This is a genomic window from Hydrogenophaga sp. PML113 (assembly GCF_001777155.1).
Lineage (GTDB): Bacteria > Pseudomonadota > Gammaproteobacteria > Burkholderiales > Burkholderiaceae_C > Hydrogenophaga > Hydrogenophaga borbori.
Map to the genome: position 1 here is coordinate 127285 of NZ_MIYM01000010.1, position 17472 is coordinate 144756.

The window sequence follows — 17472 nt, forward strand, 5'->3', positions numbered from 1 at the left end:
GGAAGGCAGGAGCCATTATGAACACGGAAGTCATCTGGAACTTCATCGTCACGCAGGGGGCCGACTTCGGCCTGAAGGTGCTGGGCGCGATCGCGGCCTGGATCATCGGGCGCTGGCTGATCGGCATCGCGGTGCGCCTGATCGGCGTGGCCATGGAGCGCGGCGGCCGCATCGACATGACGCTGATCCGCTACCTCAAGTCCATCCTGTCCGTGCTGCTGACCGTGGTGCTGATCATGGCCATCCTGGACATCTTCGGCATCCGCACCACCTCCTTCGCGGCCCTGCTGGCGGGCGCGGGCCTGGCCATCGGCGCGGCCTGGAGCGGCATGCTCGCCAACTTCGCGGCGGGCATCTTCCTGCAGGTGCTGCGGCCCTACAAGGTGGGCGACTTCATCAGCGCGGGCGGCGTCACGGGCACGGTCAAGGAGCTGGGCCTGTTCGCCACCACCATCCTCACGCCGGACAACGTGACCACCATCGTGGGCAACAACAAGGCCTTCGGCGACAACATCCAGAACTACAGCACCGAGGCCTTCCGCCGCGTGGACTGCGTGGCCAAGGTGGCCAACGGCGTGGACGTGAACGACGCCATGCAGCGCCTGCGCACGGCGGTGGCCGCCATCCCCAATGTGAAGGCCGCGCCCGCGCCCGACGTGGAGATCCTGCAGTTCACGCCCGAAGGCCCGCTGCTGTGCGTGCGTCCCTACACGCACACCGACCACTACTGGCAGGTCTACTTCGACACGCACCGCGCCATCGTGAGCACCTTCGGCGCGGCCGGCTACCCGGTGCCCGAAACGCCGGTGCTGCACCGGACCGTGGCGGCCTGAGGTCCGGCCCGCCTCAGGTGCCGGCGATGTCGCGCTCGGCCTGGCGCCGGGCGCGCCAGGCGCCCACGATGGCGATCAGGCCCGGCACGATGATCAGTGCCCAGATGATCTTGCTCAGGTTGGCCTGCACCCAGGGCAGGTTGCCGAACAGGTAGCCCGCGCCCACCAGGCCGATCACCCAGATCAGCGCGCCAATCACGTTGTAGGCGGTGAACTTGGCGCGCGTCATCTCGGCCACGCCGGCCACGAAGGGCGCGAAAGTGCGGATGAAGGGCATGAAGCGCGCCAGGATGATGGTGATGCCGCCGTAGCGCTCGTAAAAGGCGTGCGCCTGGTTGAAGGCGTCCTTGTTGAACAGGCGCGACTTCTCCCACTGGAAGACCTTGGGCCCGAAGTAGCGGCCGATGGAGTAGTTGGTCTGGTCGCCCAGGATGGCCGCCACGACCAGCAGCGCCATGGCCAGCGGCAGGCTCATGAGCCCGGCGCCGCACAGCGTGCCCACCACGAACAGCAGCGAGTCGCCCGGCAGGAAAGGCATGACCACCACGCCCGTCTCGGTGAAGATGATGAGGAACAGCAGCGCGTACACCCACATGCCATAGGTCTGCACGAAGGCCTGCAGGTGCTGGTCGACGTGCAGGATGAAGTCGATGAGGAAGGTGATCAGTTCCATGGGCGGGCATTATCGGCGCGGCTTCCTACAATCCCGCGATGACTTCCCTGCCCCCGCGCCGCCCCATCCGCGAACTGCCCGATGAGCTGATCAGCCAGATCGCCGCGGGCGAGGTGGTGGAGCGGCCCGCCTCGGTGGTGCGCGAGCTGGTGGACAACGCGCTGGACGCCGGCGCCACGCAGATCACCGTGCGCCTGCTCGGCGGCGGCGTGCGGCTGATCGCGGTGGAAGACGACGGCATCGGCATCCCGCGCGCCGAACTGCCGCAGGCCCTGAAGCGCCACGCCACCAGCAAGATCGCCAGCCTGGCCGAGCTCGAATCGGTGGGCACCATGGGCTTTCGCGGCGAGGCGCTGGCCGCCATCGCCTCGGTGGCCGAGATGGGCCTGCTCTCGCGCACCGAGGGCGAGGGCCACGCCTGGCAGCTGGAGGCCCGCAGCGGCGAACTCGCGCCCGGCGCGCGCTCGCGCGGCACCTCCATCGAGGTGCGCGAGCTGTTCTACGCCACGCCCGCGCGGCGCAAGTTCCTCAAGTCCGACAACACCGAGCTCGCCCACTGCGTCGAGGCCGTGCGCCGCCACGCGCTGGCGCGGCCCGACGTGGGCTTCGCCATCTGGCACGAGGGCAAGCTGGCGGCGCAGTGGCGCGCCGTGCCGCTGCCGGGCCTGGATGGCATCGCGCGGCGCCTGGCCGACGTACTGGGCGAAGACTTCATCGAGCGCGCTGTGCCCCTGATGTGGCCCGCCGACGGCTCCGACGCGCGCGGCCTGCGCGTCAGCGGTTTCGCCGGCATCCCCGACGCGGCACGCACGCGCGCCGACCAGCAGTTCGCCTACGTCAACGGCCGCTTCGTGCGCGACAAGGTCATCGCGCACGCGGTGCGCGCCGCCTTCGACGACGTGCTGCACGGCCAGCGCCAGCCGGTCTACGCGCTGTTCGTGGAGATCGCGCCCGAGCGCGTGGACGTGAACGTGCACCCGACCAAGATCGAGGTGCGGTTCCGCGACAGCCGCGAGGTGCACCACGCGGTGCAGCAGGCTGTGGAGTCGGCCCTGGCCGTGCCGCGCGCCGGCCAGGCGGTGGAGCCGGCGCCCGGCGCCGCGTCCCCGGCCCCAGCGCCCGCCTGGGCGCCGCCCGGGCGCCAGGCCGGCTTCAGCTTCCCGCCGCGCGAGCCCGAGCCGGGCCACCGGGTGAGCGACGTGTCGGCGCTGTGGGGCGCCGCCGCCTCGGCGCCGGCGGGACCCTTCGCCTCGGCCCCCACCCGCCCGCCGGCCCTGGCCGAGGGCGGCTTCGCGCCAGCGCCGCGCCCCGGCGCCGCCGAGGCGGCCGCCCACACGCCCCTGCCCGACGGCGACTGGCCCCTGGGCCGCGCCATCGCCCAGCTGCAGGGCATCTACATCCTGGCCGAGAACACCCAGGGCCTGGTGATCGTGGACATGCACGCCGCGCACGAGCGCATCGTCTACGAGCGGCTCAAGCGCCAGTTGGCCGAGCGCGCGCTGGCCAGCCAGCCGCTGCTGATCCCCGCCACCTTCGCCGCCACGCCCGAGGAAACCGCCACCGCCGAAAGCCGGGCCGAGGCGCTGGCCGCGCTGGGCCTGGACGTGGCCCCGCTGTCCGCGCGCACCCTGGCGGTGCGCGCCGTGCCCACCACCCTGGCCCAGGGCGACCCGGTGGAGCTCGCGCGCAGCGTGCTGGCCGAACTGGCCCAGCACGAGGCCAGCCACGTGCTGCAGCGCGCCGAGCACGAGCTGCTGGCCACCATGGCCTGCCACGGCGCGGTGCGCGCCAACCGCCGCCTGACCCTGGACGAGATGAACGCGCTGCTGCGCCAGATGGAAGTCACCGAGCGCAGCGACCAGTGCAACCACGGCCGCCCCACCTGGCGCCAGCTCGGCCTGCGCGAACTCGACGCCCTGTTCCTGCGCGGAAGGTAGGCCCCGCCCGACCCGGCATCGACCTTGCTTGCCTGGGATTTACCCCAGCCAGATGAACTTTTGTGGCGCGCCGCGCCTCTGTTCCCCGGTCATGACCCGCCTGCTGTTGAGCCTCGCCACCGCCCTGGCCCTGTTGGCCGGCTGCGCCACGCTGGACGAGAAGCAGCGCGTCTGGATCTTCCAGCCCTCCGACCGCGCCTGGAGCGGCGGCGCCTATGCCGCCGAGTCCATGGAAGACGTCTGGATCGACTTCCATTCGGCCCAGGACAAGGAGGACGTGCGCCTGCACGGCCTGTGGGCGCCGCACGAGAACTTCGCCGCCAACCCCCAGGCCCCGGTGCTGCTGTACCTGCACGGCGCGCGCTGGAACGTCACCGGCTCGGCCTTCCGCATGCGCCGCATGGAAGAGCTGGGCTTCTCGGTGCTGGGCATCGACTACCGCGGCTTTGGCCAGAGCACCAACCGCCTGCCCTCGGAACACACCGCCTACGAGGACGCGCGCGCCGCCTGGGACTGGCTGGCCCGGCGCTACCCCGACCGGCCGCGCTACATCTTCGGCCACTCGCTGGGCGGCGCCATCGCCATCCAGCTCGCCACCCAGGTGAACGACGAGAAGGGCACGCTGGTGGAAGGCACCTTCACCTCCATCCCCGACGTGGTCAGCACCTTCAAGTGGGGTTGGCTGCCGCTCTCGCCGCTCATCACGCAGCGCTTCGACTCCCTGCAGCGCGTGCCCGACATCGGCTCGCCCCTGCTGGTGGTGCACGGCAGCGCCGACCAGCTCATCAAGCCCGAGCTCGGCCAGCGCCTGTTCGAGGCCGCCAAGGGCCCCAAGCGCTTCGTGCTGGTGGAGGGCGGCTCGCACCACAACACCAACTCGGTGGGCCAGGCGCAGTACCGCGCGGCCCTGGCCGAGCTCTTCGGCCTGGACGACAACATCCGCCTCGTCGCGCGCTGACGTGAAACACCCCCGCCGCGCTGCGCGCGCCCCCCTCAAGGGGGCGGTACCCACGGCCCGGCAGAGCCGGTTCCGTGGTACCGCTCGGTTCGACCACCTCGTGCGGCACGGGTCGCCGTAGCACCCGGGCCAGCGCGGGCATCTGCTACCCTCGATTGGATGTCCGCCCCCTCCTCCGCCATGTCGCCGGGCCTGGTCGTGCTCGTGCTCACGCTGCTGCTGGGCATCCAGCCCGTCACCACCGACCTCTACCTGCCCGCCCTGCCCACGCTCACCCAAGGCTTCGGGGCCAGCGTGGCGCAGGCCCAGTTCACCCTCACCGCGCTGCTGCTGGCCTTCGGGGTCTCGCAGCTGGTGTGGGGGCCACTGTCCGACCGCTTCGGCCGCCGCCCCATCCTGATCGGCGGCATGCTGCTGTACATGGCCGCCACCACCGGTGGGGCCTTTTCCCAGTCCATGGACCAGCTCATCGCCTGGCGCACGCTGCAGGGCGTGGCCATGGGCTCGGCCGTGATGTGCGCGCGCGCCATCGTGCGCGACCTGTACGCGCCCAGCGAGGGCGCCCGCGTGATGAGCAAAGGCCTCACCGGCCTGGGCGTGATCGCCTGCTGCAGCGCGCCCCTGGGCGGCCTGCTGTCCGACCACTACGGCTGGCGCGTGGCCCTGCTGGCGCTGTCGGTGTTCGGCGCCGGCACGCTGGCCCTGCTGGTGTGGCGCTTCCAGGAAACCGTGCCGCGCCTCAACCCCGAGGCGCTGCGCCCCGGGCCGCTGCTGCGCAACTGGGCCACCATCGCGCGCAACCCCACCTTCTGGGCCTGGACGCTGCTGGCCACCGCGTCGTACGCGGGCCTGTTCAGCTACCTCGCGTCCTCGTCCTTCGTGCTGATCGGCGTGCTGGGGCTGAGCAAGACGCAGTACGGCATCGTGATGTTCACCATGTCGCTGGTGTACATCGTGGGCACCTTCATCTGCCGCCGCCTGCTGGTGCGCCTGGGCGTGCGCCGCACGGTGGGGCTGGCGGCCATCGTCACGCTCACGGGTGGCACGCTCATCGGCGTGCTGCCCCTGCTGGGCGTGCAAGGCCTCTGGAGCGTGCTGCTGCCCTTCTACCTGTTCATGCTGGGCCACGGCGTGCACCAGCCCTGCGGCCAGAGCGGCGCGGTGGCGCCCTTCCCGCAGGCGGCCGGCGCGGCCTCGGCGCTGGCGGGCTTCCTCATGATGGTGGTGGCCTTCGGCATCGGCGGCTGGCTGGGGCTGGCGCTGTCCGATCCCGCGCTGGGCGCCGGCACGGTGCGCCCCCTCACCAACAGCGTGTGGTTCTGGTGCGTGGTCATCGCCACCACGGCCTGGACCCTCGTGCAGCGACACGGCGAGCCGCACACGCCGCCGACGCGTGTCGCGACGATATGAGCCCCCACGCTCCGCCGCCGCGCGGGTCGCTGCCCCCCGAGGGGGCTGATCCGGCCTGGGGCGGCCCGGCGCCGGATCGTGGCGTGGATTCGCGACCGCGCTGCATCGCCCTGGCCGGCCCCACCGCCAGCGGCAAAACGGCGGCGGCCCTGGCCATCGCCGCGCGCTGGCCGGTGGAGATCGTCAGCGTCGACTCGGCATTGGTGTACCGGGGCATGGACATCGGCACCGCCAAGCCCACGGCGGCCGAGTTGGCGGCCGTGCCGCACCACCTGATCGACATCCGCGACCCCGCGCAGGCCTACAGCGCGGCCGACTTCGCGCGCGACGCCACGCGCCTGATCGCCGAGATCGGCGCGCGCGGCCGCACCGCCCTGCTGGTGGGCGGCACCATGCTGTACTTCAAGGCCTTGCTCGACGGGCTGGACGAGCTGCCCGCCGCCGACCCCGCCGTGCGCGCCGCGCTCGAGGCGCGCGCGCGCGCCGAGGGCTGGCCCGCGCTGCACGCCGAACTGCAGCGCGTGGACCCGGTCAGCGCCGCGCGCCTCTTCCCCAACGACGCGCAGCGCATCCAGCGCGCGCTGGAGGTGTTCCAGGTGTCGGGCCGGCCGCTGTCGGGTTTTCATTCGGGCCGCGGACGCGACCCTAGGGGCCCGCTCGACGAAGCCCACCTGATCTCGCTCGAACCGCAAGACCGCGCCTGGCTGCACGCGCGCATCGCCGAGCGCTTCGAGGCCATGCTCGCGACCGGGCTGCTCGACGAACTGCGCGCCCTGCGCGCGCGCGGCGACCTGCACGCCGACCTGCCCGCCATGCGCTGCGTGGGCTACCGCCAGGCCTGGGCCACGCTGGACGCCTCGCCCACGCCCGACGCCGCCGCGCTGGCCGGGCTGCGCGACCGCGGCGTCTTCGCCACGCGCCAGCTCGCCAAACGCCAGCTCACCTGGCTGCGCTCCATGCCCCGGCGCGTGGTGGTGCCGGCCGACGCGCCGGACGCGCTGGAGCGGGTGCTGGCGCAGGTCCGGGAGTGGCTGGGGAACCCGCCATGAGCCTCATCGCCGAGAACCTGGGCAAGTTCTACGGCGACACGCCGGTGTTCCGCCACGTCGACCTGCGGGTCGAACCCGGCGAGTTCATCGCCATCGTGGGCGAATCCGGCGTGGGCAAGTCCACGCTGCTCAACTGCCTGGCCGCGCTCGACGACTGGAGCGAGGGCCGCGTGTGGCACGGCGGCACCGACCTCGGCGCCCTCGACGAAGCGCGCCGCGCCCACTGGCGGCGCGCCAACCTGGGCTTCGTCTTCCAGGCCTTCCACGTGCTGCCACACCTGGACGTGGCGCAGAACATCGGCCTGCCCCTGCTGCTGCTGAACCGCCCGGACCCCGCGCGCGTGCGGGCCCTCATGGACGCGGTCGGCCTCGAGGGCCTGGGCGCGCGCCTGCCCGCGCAGCTCTCGGGCGGCCAACTGCAGCGCGTGGCCATCGCGCGCGCGCTGGTGCACCGGCCCGCCGTCGTGCTGGCCGACGAACCCACCGGCAACCTGGACCCGGCCACCGCCACGCGCGTGATGGACCTGCTGTGCGCCCAAACCCGCGAACAGGGCGCCTCGCTGGTGCTGGTGACGCACGCCGAGGCCGCCGCGCGCCGCGCCGATCGTGTGCTGCGGCTCAGCGCCGACGGCCTGCGCGCCGATACCACCGCGACTTGACGGAACCCCGGCTCTGCGACACGGTCGCACCTGGGCACACCCAGCCAAAGGTAACCCGTTGGTAACTTTATTTCACTATGATCGACCCACTTCGTAACTCGTGAAGCCAACCGCCCCAACGATGGAGACCAGCACCCCACCCGACGCGCCCCTGGACCTCGTCATCTTCGGCGGCGCGGGCGACCTGTCCCTGCGCAAGCTGCTGCCGGCGCTCTACATGGCGCACCTGCACAAGACCCTGCCGGACGACACGCGCATCGTCGCCCTGGGCCGCCACGCCTGGGACCGCGCGGCCTTCACGGCCTTCATCGACGACAAGGTGCGCGGCTTCATCGCCGCCGACGCGCTGGACGACGCGGGCTGGCGCGGCTTCGTGCAGCGCCTGGTCTACGTCTCGCTCGACGCCACGCGCCCCGAGGACTTCGCCGCGCTCGGCCAGGCCCTGCGGCCCGGCGTGGACCGCGTCTACTACCTCGCCACCGCGCCCACGCTGTTCACCGCCATCTGCGCGAACCTGCACGGCGCCGGTCTGGTGGACCCACGCTCGCGCGTGGTGCTGGAAAAACCCCTGGGCCACGACCTGGCCTCGGCGCGCGCCATCAACGACGAGGTGGCCCGGTACTTCAGCGAATCGCAGACCTTCCGCATCGACCACTACCTGGGCAAGGAGACGGTGCAGAACCTCATGGTGCTGCGCTTCGGCAACGCCATCTTCGAGCCCCTGTGGCGCAGCCCCAGCATCAAGAGCGTGCAGATCACGGTGGCCGAATCGGTGGGCGTGGGCAGCCGCGCGGGCTTCTATGACGGCACCGGCGCGCTGCGCGACATGGTGCAGAACCACCTGCTGCAGCTGCTGTGCATCGTGGCCATGGAGCCACCCGTCTCGCTCGACCCCGACGCCGTGCGCGACGAAAAACTCAAGGTGCTGCGCTCGCTGCGGCCCATGACGGTGGCCGACGTGGCGCGCGACACCGTGCGCGGCCAGTACGGCCCGGGCAACGTGGGCGGCGAGCGCGCCGTGGGCTACCTGCAGGAGGACAACGTCCCCGCCGGCAGCGATACCGAGACCTTCGTCGCGCTGCGCGCGCACATCAACAACTGGCGCTGGGCCAACGTGCCCATCTTCCTGCGCACCGGCAAGCGCCTGGCCGAGCGGCGCAGCGAGATCGTGGTCGAGTTCGCGCCCCTGCCCTATTCGCTGTTCCCCGACGCGCCGCGCGAGCCGGTGAACCGCCTGCTGATCCGCCTGCAGCCCGAAGAACACGTGCAGCTGCAGATGATGGCCAAGCAGCCTGGCAGCGGCATGAAGCTGCGCCCGGTCGCGCTCGACCTGGACCTGCAGTCGGCCCTGGCGGGCCGCCGCGCCGAAGCCTACGAGCGCCTGCTCATCGACGTCATCAAGGGCCGGCTCACGCACTTCATGCGGCGCGACGAACTGGAGGCCGCCTGGACCTGGGTCGAGCCCATCATCGAGGGCTGGAAGTCCCTGGGCGAGAAGCCGCGCGCCTACGCCGCCGGCAGCTGGGGCCCGGCCGCCTCCTCCGCCCTCATGGCGCGCGAAGACTCCACCTGGTCGGAAGAAGCCTGAGCCCATGAACCAGCACCCGTGCAACACGCCCGCCGAACTCGCGCAGCGCCTGGCCGCGTGGACCGGCCTGCGCCTGCACCAGGCCATCGCCGGGCGCGGCCATGCGGTGCTGGCGGTCTCGGGCGGCCGCTCGCCGGTGCCGCTGTTCCAGGCCCTGCGCGCGCAGCCGCTGGACTGGTCGCGCGTGAGCATCACCCTGGTGGACGAGCGCTGCGTGCCGCACGACCACCCCGACAGCAACACCGCCCTGGTGCGCGAACACCTCTTGCAGCAGGGCGCCGCGGCGGCCACCTTCGTGCCCTGGTTCGACGAGCTGCCCGCCACGCTGGACGACACCGCGCTGCAGGCGCTCGCCGACGCCGCCAGCCAGCGCCTGGCGACCCAGCCCTGGCCCTGGGACCTCGCCATCCTCGGCATGGGCGAGGACGGGCACACCGCCTCGCTTTTCCCGCACGCGGGCGGCCTCAGCCAGGCCCTGCACGCCAGCGGCCCCGTGGCCTGGACGCGCCCGCTGAACGCGCCGCACGCGCGCCTGACCCTGACCCTGCCCGCGCTGCTGGCCACGCGGGAACTGGTCTTGCCCCTCATCGGCCCCGCCAAGCTGCGCGTGTACCAGCAGGCCCGGCTGTCCGAAGACGACACGCTGCCGATCTCGCTCGTGTTGCACCAGCACCAGACCCCGGTGCAGGTGTGGCTCGCCTAACGATGAACACCCCCGCGCCGCTTCGCCTCACCCCCTCAAGGGGGCGGCACCCACGGCCCGGCACAGCCGGTTCCGTGGTGTCCCTGGGGTAGACCACCCCATGCGAACAGCTTCTTCCATTCAGCCATGAATCACTTGAACCCCATCCTCGACCGCGTCACGCGGCGCATCACCGAGCGCAGCGCGCCCTCGCGCGGCGCCTACCTGCAGCACATGGCCGCGCAGCGCACGCGCGGCACGCAGCGCGCCGGCCTGGGCTGCGCCAACATGGCCCACACCACGGCCGCGCTGCCCCATGAAGACAAGCTGCGCATCCACGCCGAGCGGGCGCCGCACATCGGCATCGTCACCGCCTACAACGACATGCTCTCGGCGCACCAGCCCTTCGAGGCCTACCCCAGCCTGATCCGCTGGCACGCGCAGCAGATCGGCGCCAGCGCCCAGGTGGCCGGCGGCGTGCCCGCCATGTGCGACGGCATCACCCAGGGCGAGGCCGGTATGGAGCTGTCGCTGTTCTCGCGCGACACCATCGCCCTGGCCACCGCCGTGGCGCTCTCGCACAACGTGTTCGACGCCGCGCTCATGCTGGGCGTGTGCGACAAGATCGTGCCCGGCCTGTTCATGGGCGCGCTGCAGTTCGGCCACCTGGCCACGGTGTTCGTGCCCGCCGGCCCCATGACCTCCGGCCTGTCCAACGACGAGAAGGCCAAGGTGCGCCAGCAGTACGCGCAGGGCCTGGTGGGCCGCGAGGCCCTGCTCGAATCGGAAGCGCGCGCCTACCACGCGCCCGGCACCTGCACGTTCTACGGCACCGCCAACAGCAACCAGATGCTGATGGAGATCATGGGCCTGCACCTGCCGGGCAGCTCCTTCGTGAACCCGGGCACGCCGCTGCGCGAGGCCCTCACCAAGGCCGCCGTGGAGCGCGCCGTGGCCAACAGCGGGCGCACCGGCCAGCCCTACGTGCCGCTGTGGCAGATCGTCGACGAGAAGGCCATCGCCAACGGCGTCGTCGGCCTGCTGGCCACGGGCGGCTCCACCAACCACACCCTGCACCTGGTGGCCATGGCGCGCGCCGCCGGCATCCTGATCGACTGGGACGACTTCGCCGAGCTGTCGACCGTGGTGCCGCTGCTGGCGCGCGTCTACCCCAATGGCAGCGCCGACGTGAACCACTTCCATGCGGCCGGTGGCCTGGGCGTGCTGATGCGCGAGCTGCGCGGCGCCGGCCTGCTGCACGCCGACGTGCACACCGTGATGGGCCCGGGCCTGGACGCCTACGGCCTGGAGCCCTGGCTGGACGGCGAGCGCCTGGCCTGGCGCCCCGTGCCCGAGCGCAGCGCCGACCTGAACGTGCTGCGCCCCGCGAGCGACCCGTTCAGCGCCGACGGCGGCCTGCGCCTGCTCACCGGCAACCTGGGACGTTGCGTGATCAAGGTGTCGGCCGTGAAACCCGAGCACCGCGTGGTGCGCGCGCCCGCCGTGGTGGTGCACGACCAGCAGGAGCTGCTGGCCAAGTTCAAGGCCGGCGAGCTGGAGAAGGACTTCGTGGCCGTGGTGCGCTACCAGGGCCCGCGCGCCAACGGCATGCCCGAGCTGCACAAGCTCACGCCGCCGCTGGCCGTGCTGCAGGACAAGGGCTTCAAGGTCGCCCTGGTCACCGACGGCCGCATGTCCGGCGCCTCGGGCAAGGTGCCCGCGGCCATCCACGTCACGCCCGAGGCCGTGGCGGGCGGGCCGATCGCGCGCGTGCGCGACGGCGACCTCATCACGCTGGACGCCGAGCGCGGCCTGCTCAAGGTGGACGTGGACGAGGCCACGCTGGCCGCGCGCGCCCTGCCCAACCCCGACCTGTCCCACAACACGCACGGCAGCGGCCGCGAGCTCTTCGGCCTGTTCCGCGCCCACGTCGGTGGCGCTGAGCAAGGTGCCTCGCCGCTGTTCGCCTGAACCCTCAACGCCGCACACCATGCAAGACCAGCACCTCAGCCACCCCGCCTTCCAGTCGCGCGTCGTGCCCGTCATCGTGCTCAGCGACGCGAAGCAAGCCGTGCCACTCGCCCAAGCCCTGCTCGACGGCGGCATCGACGTCATGGAGATCACCCTGCGCTCGGACGTGGCGCTCGATGCCATCGAGGCCGTGGCCCGGGCCGTGCCCCAGATGCACCTGGGCGCCGGCACCGTCACACGGCCCAGCGACGTGCCGCGCGTGATCGACGCCGGCGCGCGCTTCGCGCTCTCGCCCGGCTGCACCGACGCGCTGGTGGACGCCATGCGCGCCACCGGCCTGCCCTTCATTCCCGGCGTGATGACCCCCGGCGAGGTGATGCGGGCGCGCGACCAGGGCTTCACGCTCATGAAGCTCTTCCCCGCGCAGCAGGCCGGCGGCATCGGCATGCTCAAGGCCCTGGGCGCGCCCATCCCCGACGTGCGCTTCTGTCCCACCGGCGGCGTGGGCCCCGAGAACCTGCGCGACTTCCTCGCCCTGCCCAACGTCGCCATGGCCGGCGGCTCCTGGCTCACGCCGGCCGACGCCCTGCGCGACGGCGACTGGGCGCGCATCACCCGGCTGGCGCGCGAAGCCACCGCGCTCGCGCAGGGACAATGAACGCCACCGGCGCGCCCAAAGGCGCCTGCGCCGCGCGCCCGCCACACCCATGACCACCATGCCACTGCCCGTCGCCCTGCCCGCCTGGCAACACCTCCAGGCGCTCGCCAACGAACCGTCGGTGCCGCTGCGCGAGCGGCTTGCCGAGCCCGAGCGCGCGCGCCGCCTCACCTGGTCCGCCGCCGGCCTCACGCTCGACGCCAGCCGCCAGGCCATCGGCACCGAGATCGAACGGGCCCTGCTCGACCTGGCCGCGCAGAGCCAGATCGCCGAGCAGCGCGAAGCCATGTTCCGCGGCGAGGCCATCAACACCACCGAAGACCGCCCCGTGCTGCACGTGGCCCTGCGCGGCGGCGAGGCCGGTGGTCCCTGGGGCAACGCCATCCACGCGCTGGTGCAGCGCGAGCTCGACCGCGTCTGCCGCTTCGCCGAGGAGCTGCGCGCCGGCACCGTGCGCGGCCACGCGGGCGACGCCTTCACCGACGTCGTCAACATCGGCATCGGCGGCTCCGACCTGGGCCCGCGCATGGCGGCCGACGCGCTCGCCCACCTGGCCAGCGACGCGGTGCGCGTGCACTACGTCTCCAACCCCGACGCCTGGGCGCTGTGGAGCGTGCTGCGCGGGCTGGATGCGAAACGCACGCTGTTCATCGTCTCCAGCAAGACCTTCACCACGCAGGAAACCCTCACCAACGCCGCCAGCGCGCGCCACTGGCTGGCCGACCAGGGCGTGCCGGCCGACGCCATCGCCCGGCACCTGGTGGCCATCACCGCCACGCCGGCCAAGTCCGCCGAGCTGGGCTACGACCCCGAGCGCACCTTCCTGTTCTGGGACTGGGTGGGCGGGCGCTACTCGCTGTGGTCCGCGCTGGGTCTGCCGCTGGCCATCGGCATCGGCGCGGCGGCGTTCCGCGAGCTGCTCGCCGGCGCGCGCGCCATGGACGGGCATTTCCTGCACGCCCCCTTGCAAGAGAACCTGCCGGTGCGCCTGGCCCTGCACGGCGTGTGGAACCGCAACTTCCTGCGCATGCCCACGCAGCTCATCGCCTGCTACGCCTCGCGCCTGGTGCGCTTCGTGCCCTTCGTGCAGCAGATGGACATGGAATCCAATGGCAAGCGCACGCACCTGGACGGCAGCGAGGCCACGGTGGACACCGGCCCCATCGTCTGGGGCGGCCTGGGCATCGACGGCCAGCACGCCTACTTCCAGCTGGTGCACCAGGGCCGGCACGCGCTGCCGGTCGATTTCATCGGCGTCCTGAGCGAAGACACACCACTGCCACTGGCCAGCGCGCACCACGCCGTGGTGAACCTGAACCTGCGCGCCCAGGCCCAGGCCATGGCCCTGGGCCGCACGCTCGAAGAGACCGAGGCGCAGCTGCTGAAGGACGGCGCCGACGCCGAGACCGCGCACGCCCTGGCGCCGCACCGCCAGTTCCCCGGCAACATCCCCAGCCACCTGCTCTGGCTCGACCGGCTCGACCCCAGTCGCCTGGGCGCGCTGATCGCCCTGTACGAGCACAAGGTGTTCTGCCAGGCCGCCCTCTGGCGCATCAACGCCTTCGACCAGTGGGGCGTGGAGTTGGGCAAAACCATGGCCAAGGCCATGGAACGCGCGGGCGGCTGAAGCCTCCAATCCATCGTTGACGGGCCTCGTCCGGCGCGCGGGTCGGACCGGTCCTACACGGCCCGGCGCGGGCCCTTCCTAGCATGGGTGGACGCGACGGGCCCCGGTCCCGCGCTTTCAGGAGAACGCCCATGACCCAAGCCTTTTATTCCCCCACCGCCTTCACCCGCCACTGCCTGGCCGCCGCCGCCCTGGCGCTCGCGCTGCCCGCCTGGGCCCAGGGCGCCGGCGCGGCCAAGACCTCCACCGACAACCGCTACCAGCAGGAGCGCGCCGCCTGCGCCGCCATGAGCAACCCCGAATCGCGCACCAGTTGCCTGCGCGACCTGGGCGCGGCCCGCCAACAGGCCCGCAGCCAGCCGCGCGCTCCGGTGTCGCCGGAACAGCTGCAGCGCAACGCCCTGCAGCGCTGCGAGGTGCACACCGCGGCCGATGAGCGCGCCATCTGCGAGCGCATGGTGCGCGGCGAAGGCGAGGTCTCGGGTTCGGTCAGCGGGGGCGGGCTGATCCGCTCGATCGAAACCACCGTGCCGGCGCCGATGCCGCCGGCCGAGCCGCCGCTGCGGCAGTGAGGCCAGGCCCCCGATCGGGCCTGCTGCGAAGGCGGTAGACCCGACCCGCCGGCCAGGGGCGGCGATCCAGTGAGAGAAACAACAGCGTGCGGCACCGGGGCCGGTGCTAGCTTGTGCGCCCTCGGTACTCCCCTGGGTTCACGGACATGGCCCTTCTCCGACATGGAACGCTTCCCGCCCTGCTCTGCGCCACCGGGCTGTCGGCCTGCGGCGGCAACCCGTCCGGCACCGCGCCGCCCGCCGTGGTCGTGCTGCCACCAGCCGCACCCGCCCTGATGGCCAGCGCGCCCGCCCTGGCCCTGGCCGCGTCGGGCCAGCCTCGGCACGTTCTCATCACCAACGTCGGCGGCCAGGCCGCGCTCAACCTCGTGGTGGGCGCGGCCAGCGCGCTGCCGGCGGGCAGCGCCTTCGGCACCGACTGCGCCGCCACCCTGGCCCCGGGAGCGAGCTGCACGCTCACCGTCACGCCCGGCGCCACGCCCTCGGCCGCGCCCGGGGACGCCGCGCCCACGCCCGCCGAACTGCGCATCGGCGGCAGCAACACGCCAGCCCTGACGCTGCCGGTGCGGGTGCTGGGCTTCGGCAGCGTGTACCAGGGCGGCTACGTGTTCGACCTGGACGACACCACGCCCCCCACGGGCGGCGTGGGCGGCAAGGTGATGGCGCTGAACAACGCCTGGCCGACCGCCGTCCAGGCCAACGACGCCCCCCTGGCGTCCAGCCCCACGGAGGGCGCCGCCAACACGGCGACCCTCGTCAACGCCGGCGGTCCACCGCCCGACCCGAACAGCCCCTACGCGGCCTGGACCTGCGACGACGCCAGCGACGCCGGCTTCACCGACTGGTACCTGCCGGCCATCTGCGAACTGGGCTACGACCGGGACAACCGGGGCTCCGGCTGCGGCAGCGCCGCCGCGCCCACCCGGCCGAACATCCAAAGCCATCTGGTGGACAAGGGCGTGAGCGGCGGACTGGTCGGCAACAACGAGTACTGGAGCTCGACCGGTGCGGGTGGTGTCACATGGACGCAGTACATCGGGCCGGGCCCTACAGCAGCACAACACGACGTCCCCTCGGCCGCCCTCTCCCTGGTCCGCTGCGTGCGCGCCCTCACCCCTTGAGCGACGCGGCCGGGCGCGCCAGCCGCCGCGCGCTCAGGTCACCGGCGCCGGGTTGAACAGCACCAGCTGGTTGTGCAGCTTCCAGCGCTCGGCCCAGGTCTTCTGGCGCCCGCTCGCCACGTCGAGCATGTAGCGGAACAGCGCCCAGCCCACGTCCTCGATGCTGGCCTGGCCGTCGGCGATGGTGCCGGCGTTGATGTCCATCAGGTCGTGCCAGCGCCGCGCCAGCTCGCTGCGCGTGGCCACCTTGATCACCGGCACCGCCGCCAGCCCGTAGGGCGTGCCGCGGCCAGTGGTGAACACGTGCAGGTTCATGCCCGCGGCCAGCTGCAGCGTGCCGCAGATGAAATCGCTCGCGGGCGTGGCGGCGTAGGTCAGGCCCTTGGCGCGCAGCTTCTCGCCGGGCGACAGCACGTTGGCGATCGGCGCGCTGCCCGACTTCACGATCGAGCCCATGGCCTTCTCGACGATGTTCGACAGCCCGCCCTTCTTGTTGCCCGGCGTGGTGTTGGCGCTGCGGTCCACGCCGCCGCGCTTCAGGTACTCGTCGTACCAGGCCATCTCGCGCACCAGGGCCTGCGCCACCTCGGGCGTGGCGGCGCGCGCGGTGAGCTGGGCGATGCCGTCGCGCACCTCGGTGGTCTCGGAGAACATCACGCTGGCGCCCGCGCGCACCAGCAGGTCGGTGCAAAAGCCCACCGCCGGGTTGGCCGTGACGCCCGAAAACGCGTCGCTGCCGCCGCACTGCACGCCCACCACCAGCTCGCTGGCCGGCACCGTCTCGCGCCGGCGCGCGTTCAGGCGCTTCAGGTGCACCTCGGCCTGGCGCAGGATGGACTCGACCATGCTCATGAAGCCCACATGGGCCTCGTCCTGTAGACAGACCAACCCCCCCGCGCCGCTGCGCGGCTCCCCCCCTGGGAGGGGGGGCACCGCCAGCGGCCCGTCAGAGCCGGTTCCACGGCGGTCCTGGATCGGGATCCCCTCGCTGGGAAACAGCCGCTCGGGCTGCAGCTTCTCGCAGCCCAGGCTCACCACCATCAACTCGCCCCCGAAGTTGGGGTTCTGGCTGATGTGGCGCAGGGTGCGAATGGGGATCGCCGCGCCGGGCGCGTCGATGGCCACGCCGCAGCCGTAGCCGTGCTCCAGCGCCACCACGCCGTCCACGTTCGGGTACTTGGGCAGCAGCTCGGCCTGGATGCGCTGCACCGCGAACGCGGTGACGCCGGCCACGCACTGCACGGTCTGGGTGATGGCCAGCAGGTTGCGCGTGCCCACCGAGCCGTCGGGGTTGCGGTAGCCCTCGAAGGTGAAGCCCTCCAGCGGGGGCAGCGGCGCGGCGCCACGCGTGGCCATGGGCAGGTCGTCCAGGCCGCGCGCGCCGGGCATCTGCAGCAGGCGCTCGTGCACCCAGCTGCCGGCGGGAATGTCCTGCAAGGCGTAGCCGATGGGCACGCCATACCGCCGCACGGCCGCGCCCTGGGGCAGGTCCACCAGCGCCACCTTGTGGCCCTGCGGCACCCGCTCGCGCAGCGCCGGCCCGCCGGGCAGCGCGGTGCCGGGCGGCAGGCCGCCGTCGTTGGCGACGATGGCCACGTTGTCCTCGGCGTGCATGCGGATCGTCAGCGGCGCCACGGCCGCGGGGTTCGCCAGGGTATCGGGCATGGGCGTCTCCTATGATGCGGCGCACCCGCCATCCCCCGGCCCCTTGACCGGACGCGTGGCGCGGAGCGC

The 17472-nt window shown here is 72.5% G+C and carries 15 protein-coding genes; 13 read left to right on the forward strand and 2 right to left on the reverse strand.

Annotated elements, in window-relative coordinates; all coding sequences use genetic code 11:
• Positions 1–17: 17 nt before the first annotated feature.
• Positions 18–833: a mechanosensitive ion channel family protein gene (locus BHU06_RS18230; RefSeq protein WP_070400630.1), complete on the forward strand. Its 816-nt coding sequence runs from the start codon at positions 18–20 to the stop codon at positions 831–833.
• 13 nt (positions 834–846) lie between these two features.
• Here the strand turns inward: BHU06_RS18230 and BHU06_RS18235 are convergent, their stop codons facing one another.
• On the reverse strand, positions 847–1506 hold the full coding sequence (locus BHU06_RS18235) for a DedA family protein (protein ID WP_070400631.1): 660 nt from the start codon (positions 1504–1506) through the stop codon (positions 847–849).
• Positions 1507–1544: 38 nt separating this feature from the next.
• Here BHU06_RS18235 and mutL point away from each other — a divergent pair, with 38 nt between their 5' ends.
• The 12 genes from mutL (at position 1545) to BHU06_RS18295 (ending at position 15738) form a co-directional block, all read left to right on the forward strand.
• Positions 1545–3443: a DNA mismatch repair endonuclease MutL gene (gene mutL / locus BHU06_RS18240; RefSeq protein ID WP_070400632.1), complete on the forward strand. Its 1899-nt coding sequence runs from the start codon at positions 1545–1547 to the stop codon at positions 3441–3443.
• A 91-nt stretch (positions 3444–3534) separates the two neighbouring features.
• Entirely contained in the window at positions 3535–4401 is an 867-nt protein-coding gene (locus tag BHU06_RS18245) for an alpha/beta hydrolase (protein ID WP_070400633.1), read from the forward strand.
• A 159-nt stretch (positions 4402–4560) separates the two neighbouring features.
• Positions 4561–5811: a multidrug effflux MFS transporter gene (locus tag BHU06_RS18250; RefSeq protein WP_070400634.1), complete on the forward strand. Its 1251-nt coding sequence runs from the start codon at positions 4561–4563 to the stop codon at positions 5809–5811.
• Between the two features lie 83 nt (positions 5812–5894).
• Entirely contained in the window at positions 5895–6860 is a 966-nt protein-coding gene (miaA, locus tag BHU06_RS18255) for a tRNA (adenosine(37)-N6)-dimethylallyltransferase MiaA (protein ID WP_070400635.1), read from the forward strand.
• Positions 6857–7519, forward strand: coding sequence for an ABC transporter ATP-binding protein (locus tag BHU06_RS18260; protein WP_070400636.1), 663 nt, complete (start codon positions 6857–6859; stop codon positions 7517–7519). The genes miaA and BHU06_RS18260 overlap by 4 nt, the downstream gene beginning before the upstream one ends.
• Positions 7520–7640: 121 nt before the next feature.
• Positions 7641–9107: a glucose-6-phosphate dehydrogenase gene (gene zwf, locus BHU06_RS18265; protein ID WP_070400637.1), complete on the forward strand. Its 1467-nt coding sequence runs from the start codon at positions 7641–7643 to the stop codon at positions 9105–9107.
• A gap of 4 nt (positions 9108–9111) precedes the next feature.
• Positions 9112–9810, forward strand: coding sequence for a 6-phosphogluconolactonase (gene pgl / locus BHU06_RS18270; RefSeq protein WP_070400638.1), 699 nt, complete (start codon positions 9112–9114; stop codon positions 9808–9810).
• A 126-nt stretch (positions 9811–9936) separates the two neighbouring features.
• On the forward strand, positions 9937–11760 hold the full coding sequence (edd, locus tag BHU06_RS18275; protein WP_070400639.1) for a phosphogluconate dehydratase: 1824 nt from the start codon (positions 9937–9939) through the stop codon (positions 11758–11760).
• Between the two features lie 19 nt (positions 11761–11779).
• Entirely contained in the window at positions 11780–12418 is a 639-nt protein-coding gene (gene eda, locus BHU06_RS18280) for a bifunctional 4-hydroxy-2-oxoglutarate aldolase/2-dehydro-3-deoxy-phosphogluconate aldolase (protein ID WP_070400640.1), read from the forward strand.
• 58 nt (positions 12419–12476) lie between these two features.
• Positions 12477–14045: a glucose-6-phosphate isomerase gene (gene pgi / locus BHU06_RS18285; RefSeq protein WP_175442880.1), complete on the forward strand. Its 1569-nt coding sequence runs from the start codon at positions 12477–12479 to the stop codon at positions 14043–14045.
• 131 nt (positions 14046–14176) lie between these two features.
• Positions 14177–14617, forward strand: a complete 441-nt coding sequence (locus BHU06_RS18290) for a hypothetical protein (RefSeq protein ID WP_070400642.1) — start codon at positions 14177–14179, stop codon at positions 14615–14617.
• Between the two features lie 146 nt (positions 14618–14763).
• Positions 14764–15738 carry a hypothetical protein gene (locus BHU06_RS18295; RefSeq protein WP_139147110.1) on the forward strand — a complete coding sequence of 325 codons (975 nt, stop codon included), beginning with the start codon at positions 14764–14766 and terminating at the stop codon, positions 15736–15738.
• A 33-nt stretch (positions 15739–15771) separates the two neighbouring features.
• On the opposite strand, the gene garD is transcribed toward BHU06_RS18295, so the two are convergent.
• Positions 15772–17403 (reverse strand): galactarate dehydratase, encoded by a 1632-nt coding sequence (garD, locus tag BHU06_RS18300; RefSeq protein ID WP_070400644.1) that lies wholly within the window; start codon positions 17401–17403, stop codon positions 15772–15774.
• Between the last annotated feature and the right edge of the window lie 69 nt (positions 17404–17472).